The 1,078-nt window shown below is 48.3% G+C and carries 1 protein-coding gene and 1 pseudogene; both read left to right on the top strand.

Features of this window, described 5'->3' with window-relative positions; genetic code table 11:
* Window positions 1-839, top strand: an 839-nt coding sequence (locus tag R7E47_RS25145; RefSeq protein WP_318085516.1) for an ATP-binding cassette domain-containing protein, incomplete at its 5' end; no start/stop codon positions are given.
* Window positions 832-1,078, top strand: a pseudogene (locus R7E47_RS25140) (cysteine/glutathione ABC transporter ATP-binding protein/permease CydC); the annotation flags it as partial. The gene R7E47_RS25145 and the pseudogene R7E47_RS25140, both read left to right, overlap by 8 nt.

The raw sequence follows: 1,078 nt of genomic DNA, 5'->3' as shown, positions 1-1,078 counted from the left end.
CGGTGGGCGCTGCCGAAAGTATTGTCGAGTTTCTTGAACTAGAGGTCGATCAAGTGAAAGATGGAACTCAATCTCTTGAACAGAACACGCCAATTCAAATCGAAGCTCAAGATTTGGTTGTTTTCAGCCCTGAAGGGAAACAATTGGCTGGCCCTCTGTCATTTTCATTGGAAGCCAATCAAAGCACTGCGCTTGTTGGCCCAAGTGGCGCAGGTAAAACCAGTTTGGTTAATACCATTCTTGGCTTTATGCCATACAAGGGCAGTTTGAAAATTAACGGCTGCGAGTTGTCTCAACTTGATCTATCGACTTGGCGCGAAGCTGTCAGCTGGATTGGTCAAAACCCAATGTTATTGCACGGCAGCATTCGTGATAACGTCACGCTTGGTAAACACGATATTCCAGACGCACAAGTGAATACAGTGCTCAACGATTCTTACGCGGCTGAGTTTGTTGAAATGCATGGCCTGGATTACGCAATCTCTGACCGTTCAGGCGGTTTATCTGTAGGACAAGCTCAACGTCTTGCACTTGCGCGAGCAATGCTACAAAACGGCCGCTTCTGGTTGCTTGACGAACCAACAGCGCGCTTAGATACGCGCAGTGAAAAACTGGTGATGGAGGGAATTAATAAGTATACCCAATCCACCACTAACTTGATGATCACTCACCAACTTGCGCCTTTGCAAAACGTTTCACAAATTCTCGTGATGGAAGATGGTCAAATCGTACAACGTGGCGACTACGCTACCCTAGCCTCACAAGAAGGTTTGTTTAAAGACATGTTAGCTGCCAACCTAGCGCAGCGTGAATCAGACAAGGGGAACCTAGATGCGTGATTTACTCCCTTATCTAAAACTGTATAAAAAACATTGGTTCGGTTTGTCGCTGGGTATGCTATTGGCGTTCCTAACACTTGCTGCATCTATCGGCTTGCTCACTCTGTCTGGTTGGTTTATCTCCGCAGCAGCAGTGGCTGGTTTAACCGTTGCGCGTGAAACCTTCAACTACATGCTGCCAGGTGCTGGCGTGCGCGGTGCCGCAATGGCACGAACAGCTGGCCGTTGGGGTGAGCGCG

The sequence above is a fragment of the Vibrio sp. Vb1026 genome (assembly GCF_033338745.1).
GTDB classification, from domain to species: domain Bacteria; phylum Pseudomonadota; class Gammaproteobacteria; order Enterobacterales; family Vibrionaceae; genus Vibrio; species Vibrio alginolyticus.
Note: the sequence above shows the minus strand (reverse complement) of the source record. Positions and strands in the feature narration are given on the sequence as shown.